Origin of the sequence: Cyanothece sp. BG0011 (genome assembly GCF_003013815.1) — a bacterium.
Taxonomy (GTDB): domain Bacteria; phylum Cyanobacteriota; class Cyanobacteriia; order Cyanobacteriales; family Microcystaceae; genus Crocosphaera.
The window spans coordinates 25,221-34,071 of record NZ_PRLH01000058.1; the positions used below are offsets into that span (position 1 = coordinate 25,221).

Annotated in this window: 4 protein-coding genes and 1 pseudogene; 4 read left to right on the forward strand and 1 reads right to left on the reverse strand. The window is 37.3% G+C overall.

Annotated elements, in window-relative coordinates; genetic code table 11:
* Positions 1-571 precede the first annotated feature (571 nt).
* Positions 572-2,482 (reverse strand): 1-deoxy-D-xylulose-5-phosphate synthase, encoded by a 1,911-nt coding sequence (gene dxs / locus C4E06_RS08795; RefSeq protein ID WP_107667738.1) that lies wholly within the window; start codon positions 2,480-2,482, stop codon positions 572-574.
* A 567-nt stretch (positions 2,483-3,049) separates the two neighbouring features.
* Between dxs and C4E06_RS08800 the strand changes: the two genes are divergently transcribed.
* The 4 genes and pseudogenes from C4E06_RS08800 to C4E06_RS08815 all read left to right on the forward strand — a co-directional run.
* Positions 3,050-5,185 (forward strand): S8 family serine peptidase, encoded by a 2,136-nt coding sequence (locus tag C4E06_RS08800; protein WP_107667735.1) that lies wholly within the window; start codon positions 3,050-3,052, stop codon positions 5,183-5,185.
* 89 nt (positions 5,186-5,274) lie between these two features.
* On the forward strand, positions 5,275-7,380 hold the full coding sequence (locus C4E06_RS08805; protein ID WP_198648440.1) for a hypothetical protein: 2,106 nt from the start codon (positions 5,275-5,277) through the stop codon (positions 7,378-7,380).
* A gap of 247 nt (positions 7,381-7,627) precedes the next feature.
* Positions 7,628-8,584 carry a glycosyltransferase family 10 domain-containing protein gene (locus C4E06_RS08810; protein ID WP_107667737.1) on the forward strand — a complete coding sequence of 319 codons (957 nt, stop codon included), beginning with the start codon at positions 7,628-7,630 and terminating at the stop codon, positions 8,582-8,584.
* A 17-nt stretch (positions 8,585-8,601) separates the two neighbouring features.
* Positions 8,602-8,851: pseudogene (locus tag C4E06_RS08815) on the forward strand (hypothetical protein); the annotation flags it as partial.

Sequence of the window (8,851 nt, forward strand, 5' to 3'; positions counted from 1 at the left end):
TAGGCTTTATTGAATAAATTGACTGTGTTATTAGGCATGATAAGTAGCAAAAGTTAAAAACCAGTGAAACTTAAGTGTTTAATTTTTTCGATACTTACATTAGTTAATATTGTGACTAAGTATCTTATTAAAAGTAAATTCGTATAACCACCTAATCTTTCATATTATTGGTGTAAGTAATGGACAAAAATAGGTGTAAACATCTAACAATTGTTCAAAAACTGGCTATCTATCAATTAAATTTTTGTAAAGCAAAGATTATCATGAAATTTTCAAACATTTGTTATCTCTAACTTTTTTTAGCTTTCATTGCTTGTTTTTTCTGGTTTTTCGGCATTTGAGCAATAACAAAAAATATTAATTTACCTAAGTTCAGCAAAAGAAAATGTATAAACAACCAAAAACCATCTAAAGACTCTCAAACCCTGATTTTATCGTTTAATAAATCATTAGTATCAACTCTAAACTTACGTTGAGTAAATAGCGATCGCCAATAAAAAAAGCCCTACTACGAGGGCTATGCAATGAGTAGGAGGAATTAATCAATCCCTCCTATCCATATCATCTAAGGTTAACTTACCGCAGAAGGTTGAGGCGCCTTAAAGAAAAGTTGTCGAATTTGTTCAGCAATTTGAGGACTACTTAACCCTAAATCAGCCTTTGACTCATCTGGTTTAGCGTGATCCACTAATTTATCAGGAATCCCAAAGCGTTTAACTGGGACAACCACATCATGGTCCAGTAACGCTTCAGCCACAGCCGAACCAAAACCACCCATTAAACAGCCTTCCTCTAGGGTGACGACTTTACCAATACGCTGGGCTAATGGCACAATTAATTCCGTATCTAATGGCTTAACAAATCGAGCATTAATGACCGTCGCTTCAATGCCATGTTCTTTGAGAATTTCGGCCACTTGTAACGATTGATGAACCATCGTTCCGTAACCAACAAGAAGCACATCATCACCGTTGCGGAGAATTTCCCCTTTACCGATGGGGACAGGTTCCCAACCTTCTTCCATCAAAGGAACACCTATACCACTACCGCGAGGATAACGCATCGCAATGGGGCCATCGGTATGATTGATTCCCGTTACTACCATGCGTTGTAATTCCGCTTCATCTTTCGGGGCCATGACCGTTAGATTAGGAATACAACGTAAATAGGCAATGTCATATAATCCTTGGTGGGTTGGTCCATCGGCCCCGACGATACCAGCCCTATCTAAACAGAAAAAGACGGGTAGATTTTGGATACACACATCGTGTAAGACTTGATCGTAAGCCCGTTGTAAGAAAGTGGAGTAAATCGCCACCACTGGCCGCATTCCTTCACAAGCTAAACCGGCCGATAAGGTCACCGCGTGTTGTTCAGCGATACCCACATCAATGTACTGTTTGGGTAGTTTAGCATGGAGTTTATCGAGTCCGGTTCCCGTGGCCATGGCCGCAGTAATCCCCACAATTTTAGGATTATTTTGTGCCAGAGTCGTTAAAGTATGGGCGAAAACTTTGGAATAACTGGGGGGTTTAGGTTTATTGGAGGGAATCGCCTTGCCGGTCGCCAGATTAAAGGGACTTTGAGCATGATAACCCACCTGATCCTTTTCGGCGAGTTCATAGCCTTTCCCTTTAACAGTAGCCACATGAACAAACACAGGACCACCGGCTTTGTGTGCCTGTTTGAAGGTACTAATTAATTCTTCTAAGTTATGACCATCGATAGGACCAAAATATTTAAAGCCCAATTCTTCGATCACCGCCCCAACTTTAGGCATCGCTAGACGTTTCATCCCTTCTTTAACCCGTTCCATTTCTGGGGTTAAAGATTCTCCAAAGAATGGTAAATGCTTAAATTGTTCTTCGAGGTTGTCTGAGAGAAACTGCACCGGATCACTCAGACGCACTTTATTGAGATAGCGAGAAATAGCGCCCACGTTCGGAGAAATAGACATTTCGTTGTCGTTTAGCACTACCATTAAATTCGTATGGGGTAAATGGCCTGCATGGTTAATGGCTTCGAGTGCCATGCCACCGGTTAACGCCCCATCTCCAATAATAGAGACAACTTTATAATCTTCTCCCTGGGCATCTCTAGCTAATGCCATCCCTAACCCGGCAGAAATGCTGGTAGAAGCGTGTCCAGCACCAAAATGGTCAAAATTACTTTCGCACCGTTTGAGATAGCCAGCAATGCCGTCTTTTTGCCGTAGGGTATGAAAACGATGATAACGACCCGTTAACATTTTATGAGGATAGGCTTGATGGCCCACATCCCAAATGACTTTATCTCGATCTAGATCCAGGGTTTGATAGAGAGCGATGGTTAATTCTACTACCCCTAATCCCGGGCCGAGATGTCCCCCACTCGCAGCAATCGTCTGTAAATGCTTTTCTCGAATTTGAAGGGCAATATGTTCTAATTGTCGAATTGATAAACCATGTAGCTGGTTTGGATGAGTAATATCACTTAAATTCATAATGGTTGCTTTTACCATCTTGATTTGATTGTTATCTACTATTTTGACACTCTTCTCCTCTTAAGAGTAGGGGAGTTCTTCTGGGGAACCAGAATATAACGTTTCTCGGACTCATGAGATCTACCTAACTACTTATACCTAACTGATCCTTGAAAAGTGCCGAAAATTTAGTCAGGGCATAGGATCGAGAATCTATTGTTTGACCAGTGATAATTATCTAATCTCATTTTTGAATGTTTCCCAGTTACCGTGAATCTGCTCTTGCTGCTGGGGTCTTGGTGGAATATATGTTAAATGAATCCTTAGTTGTTGCGTTTTTATCTTCTGTGTTAATGTGCCTATTTAAGTTTTTTGTTATTATCTATATTTTTATGATCTGGTGATTAACTAGCTCATAAAAATTGGATGAGGAAAATTAAGGTGAGGTTTGATTGAATTCCCATGTGATTAGAATGAACGACATTTTAGTAACTTTTTGCAACTCAGAACGTTAACTTAATTAACACAAATTTTAAAACATTTTTAAAACTTTAGTCAATAGTAATCGTAAAAGTGGGAGGAAATCAAATGACCAATTATGGTATGTTTTTCGATGAAAACGGAAAGCGGATTGATGGCACTGGCTATTCCGTTGTTATTATAGACACAGGTATTGATTTAAACCATCCTTTTTTTGGACCGGATCTAGATAACAATAACGTAGCAGATAGGATTGTTTATCATTATGATTTTGCTTCTACTACATTAGAAAATCCTAACGATCCCACCAGTAATGATGATAATAATGCCAGTGATCCCAATCGCCATGGAAGTCATGTGGCCAGCATCGCTGCTTCTAGTGATTCGACCTATCCAGGGATAGCACCGGGTGTCAATATTATTGCTCTCAAAGTATTTGATAATAATAGTAGAGCCAATTTTTATGATATCGAACAGGCTTTACAGTGGGTGGTGGATAATCATGATCTTTATAACATTGCTAGTGTTAATATGTCCCTGAGTAATGGGCGTAACTATGAATCCCCGCCAGTTTCAGGGAATATTATTGAGGATGAATTACAAGATTTAGCTGATAATGACGTGATTGTGGTCTCGGCTGCCGGTAACTCAGGAGAATACGGAGTCACTTATCCAGCAGCCAGTATCAATTCTTTAGCGGTTTCTGCCGTTAATAATCAAGGTGAAATTGCTAATTTTTCCCAACATCATCCCGATTTAACCGACGTATTTGCCCCTGGTGTCAATATTAAAGCGGCGAATCGTACGGGGGGAACCACAACCTTATCCGGAACCAGTATGTCTGCTCCCCAAGTAACTGGGGCGATCGCCATAGCGCAACAGTTGGCTGAACAAGCGTTAGGAAGGAAATTAAAGTTAGATGAAATTCGAGATTTACTCACACAGGGGGACAATGTTGTTAATCAACCTGAATATCAAGGGAAATTATTAAACATCGAAAAATTAGGAAACGCCATCTTAGATATGGCTTCTTCTCAAGAAACGACGGACACCTCGTCAACTGATCTTGAAGAGACTCCCACTGGCAATAATACTGTTATTGCTGAAATCGGTCAAATTACCAACTTAAACCATCAAAGTCAAACCATTTTCTTTGAGCATAACTTCAAGAACCCCGTCATTTTTGCCGGGCCTTTATCCTACAATGGCCCTGATCCCTCCACTATAAGAATTACTGACATTCAAAGCGATCGCTTTTCAGTTCAACTTCAAGAAACAACCTTAATCAATGGCAATTCTCATAATGGTCATCATACCACTGAAACCTTTAATTTTTTAGTGGTTGAACAGGGAATCTGGGAACTAGCTGACGGCACAATTATTGAGGTTGGAAATGTCGCTACAGATGCAACCACCACTTCCACCTGGGAAACCATTAATTTTAATCATGACTTTACCAATACCCCAGTCATATTAACTCAAGTTCAAACGGATAATGATGAAACTTTTGTGAGAACTCGTCAAAATAATGCCAATAATAATGGATTTCAAGTCGCTTTAGAAAAAGAAGAAGCCTTTAAGTACAGTGGACATGGTTCAGAAACCATTGCTTGGTTGGCTATTTCTCCCGGTCAAGGAAATTGGGACGGGAATGGGTTCATAGCTGGTAATACTGGGGACCAAGTTACCCATAATTGGCATACCCTTGACTTTGGTAATAATTTCACCAATGCACCTAAATTTTTAGGCAATATTGCTACCTTTGACGGTCCAGATGCTTCAGGATTAAGATATCAAAATCTCAGCAATGGGAATGTTCAAATTATGATTGAAGAAGATACCAGTCAGGATAGTGAAACTAATCATACCACTGAAGATATCAATTTCTTAGCCATTGAAAGTGAGGGAAACTTAACGGGATCTACAGTTGATTCCTTAACGGGATTAAGTGATTTTCAACTAGCAAGCGTGAATCGGGATGTTTTTCTTTTAGGTAATGAAGCTGAATCATTCTATGATAACTATGGTCAACAAGATTATGCAGAAATTGCTAATTTTGATATGGCTCAAGATATAATTCAATTGCACGGCACAGCTAATGATTACTATCTTGGTTCTTCTCCTTTTGAAGCTAATGACCAAGGCATCTTTTTAAAGGTTGCAGGAATGGAAGACGAATTAATTGGTATTGTCAAAGATACAAACAGTTTAGACTTAAACAATCAAAATTTTATTTTTGTTTAATGCGTAAATCTCGGTTTTTGATCATTATAATTTTGATAGTTTATTGGATAGTGTTGGGAGTTAATCTACCTACATTATCCAATAATACTTTGTCAAGAAAAGTTAGTATTGTTTTAGAAAATGCACTGTGGCGAAACTCTAATCAAGAGATTGCTTATCAAGATATTACCCTTGATTTCATTTGTAAAAATAATCATTGTGATTCTGAGATTTGGGGATTTGCCCCTGACTTTAATCAAGGGGAGCATCAGGGAACGGTAACCCTCAATCAATCCCATAATCAATGGGTTTTAGAAGTTGATTTAACCATTAATCCTGACCCTTGGTTATCATTATCAGGAAAGGCTAATTACCGAATTGCTTTAACTAAGAAAAACAACAAGGTTTTAGTCGGAAACTATCAAGGACATTTTAATAATAAATTATTACAAGGAAAAGCTTCAGGTATCATAAACCCTCTATATCCTCAACCTTTATCCTATCATAAACTAATTCAAGCTCAAGACCATCCTCGTTTACTTTTTAGCAAAGAAGATTTACCAAAAATACGAAAAAAAGCAACAACACAAATAGGTAAACCAATATTTAAAAAATTAGAAGAAACCCTCAATCAAACGGTTAGTTATGATGGCTATGTTCCCAATGCAGGATATTACGCAGCAGGACAATGTTTTCACGCTTTAATTGAAGAAAACCCCAAACAAGCTGAGCAAGCTTGGACAGTGACAAAAACCGCTATTCATACTTCCTATCGTCGCTTATTTGAGTTGTCCCCAGTGGTAACAGGAATAGCGATCGCTTATGATCTGTGTTATCCTTTCTGGGATAATAATCATCGGATTCTTGTCTCTAATTGGCTGGCTCAACAAGCACAATTATTGATAGATGGAACTCCAGACAAAGGATGGAACCCCACAGCCTGGAGTAACTGGAATGCTAGAGCGAGAGGGGCGGCAGGATTAGCTGCATTAGCCATTTTAAAGGAACCAGAAGGCTATTTTTCACCAGATATTGATATTGAGCAACTTTTAACCATTGCTAAGCGTAATATTATTCGTTACTTAGAAACAGCGATTGGGAATAAAGGTTTTGGTACCGAAGGGGATCATTATACCACTGAGCCTTTTATCTTAACATTGTTTCCTTTTTTCACAGGTTACTATCATGTTAAAGGAGAAAAATTTGCCACAGAAAATTCAAATTTAGCTTGGTTATTACCTCACTATTTAATGCGAATTATTCCAAGAGATAACGGTTATCCGATTCCTAGTTATGGAAGACATAGAAATTATCCAGGGGGGTCATTATTTGCCATGGGAATGGGTTCGGTTCCTATGAACTTTTTACCTGGAGTAATGTGGGTATTTGATCATTATTGGGGAGAAAATGGAGATAAAACTTTGGGAATAAAAAATAGTTTAGATGCAATCTTTTTATTAGTTAATTATCCTGAAAATGTATCAATTAAGCATCCTTCTAAGATTTTTAATAAAGTTTTAGTAGATGAAAAAAAGGGATTTTATGTATTTCGTAATCAATGGCAAGATCAGAATGATTTTGTGGCAAGTATTTATGGAAAACGAGAACATTTAAACAAATCTTGGTCATTTCCAGATGCAGGAAGTTTTCGTATTTGGGGATTAGGAGAAAATTGGGCAGTGGCAGGAGAAAGTAAGAATAAACCAGAAAATGAAAATATTATTATTCAAGAAAATCATCAGAAATTAACCATGCAACCTATTTATTTTGAGTCACAAAAAGAAGGTTCAGGAATTGTTAGTTTACAAGCTGAAAATTGGTTACGATCTTTCGCTGTTGATTACTCTAATATTTCAGGAGTTCCGGGTTTATTTGTTGTTGTTGATCAATTTAATGAGCCTGAAAATAATCATAGTTGGGTCATGAATACTCAAGGAAATGTAACAATTGATAAGAATACTTTTTTAATTAAACGAGATCGAAATGTAACCATGAAAGGAACGTTTATTACACCCCAAACCATTGAGTTAAACTATGAAGAAGAAACTCAAAGAATAGTAGCGACAGGAAGGGGTGACTTCTTGATTATCATGACAGTTCAAAAAAATGATATTCCTGAATTAAAAGTTATTAATAACCGTCTCAATCCTCAAGTTATTATTGGTAAAAGAGTGGTTGGCTTTAAAGATAAACATATTTATTTTGGGACTAAGTAGTTTATTGGATTTTACGTTAAAATTTACCTATTAATTATTATAATTGTAGCTGATTTTTTGAAATCATTATTTACTATTTTAGACGTTCAGTTTATCTTTTTATTTTCTTATTTTCTTATTTTATTATATAGTTTGAATTAACTAAACGTCGTTTTTTAGGAAATGAATCACTAGATTGACCTGAGAGCGACCAAAGTTTAGTATGATATTAGCTAAGATAACTGAAATAAAGAAGAGGAATGATTGTGTGAGTCAAAAAACCGTTGGAATGCTAAGCAGTTATTCAGGATTACAAAATAGACGAGATTGGTTATGGAAACAAACCCCTCAACCTTTTGGTAGGTGGGACAATATCCAAATGTTAGCCAATGCTCCCCATCCTGATTTCTTATTATTATATCAGTTTGACTTTCCCTTACCACCTCCCCCCAAACCTTGGTGGAAACCTTGGCGAAAATCTCAATCTTCACCTCCTAATATCCCTGCCTTATTAAGAGGTGTTCCCAAAGATCGGATCATTTATTTATTAAGGGAACCTCCCTTAGAAGAAGTTATTAATAGAAACTGTGCTAATTATAAGGATGCTAGTGGATATTGTGGCTATGTTTCCGGTCCAGATAACTTTGCTCCTAACCCCAATTATATGCCAGCAATTTGGTATATTAATCATGAATTTGATGTGTTAGATAAGGGAAAAATACCTGAAAAAAATAAACGATGCAGTTGGATAACATCAGGAATTAATCGCACAGAAAATCATCGCCGTCGTCTCGCTTTTTTGCAGCTATTAAGAGATGATAAGTTTGACTTTGATTTATATGGTAGAAATTTACCTAAAGAAACACAAAGTCAAGGAACCTTAGAAAATAAATGGCACGGTATGGCCCCTTATTATTACAACTTATCTATCGAAAATTATGCCGATAATGAGTGGTATGTCAGCGAAAAATTATGGGATGCTTTGCTATGTTGGTGTTTACCCATTTATTATGGCGGCAGTGCAGCCGATAAATTATTGCCACCAGGTAGCTTTTTAAGGTTACCCAGTCTCGATGAAAAAGGACTACAATATATTAGGGAAGTAACGGCTAGTTTGGATGCTTGGCATGAGGCTAAAAGTGCGATCGCTGAAGCTAGACAAATTATTCTTCACGAACTGAATTTAATGAATTGGTTATCTGATTTTGTGCAAAAATTTGAATAGTTTAACTATTATTAAAAATGGATGGAATTTGTACGTTAGGCAATGATTACGTTTTTGATCAAATTGTGGCTTTACTAAATAGTATTGAAGCAATTTATGATCACAAAATGCCCGTTTGTATTTATCCCTATGATGATAAGACAGAAAAGTTAGCAACCGAAATTGCATCCCGTCCCCAAGTAACATTGTACAATGATGCTGTTTCTATAAAGCGATGGGATAGCTTTGCTAAAGCAGTTTGGGATACCCATCCGACAGCGCGTAAAA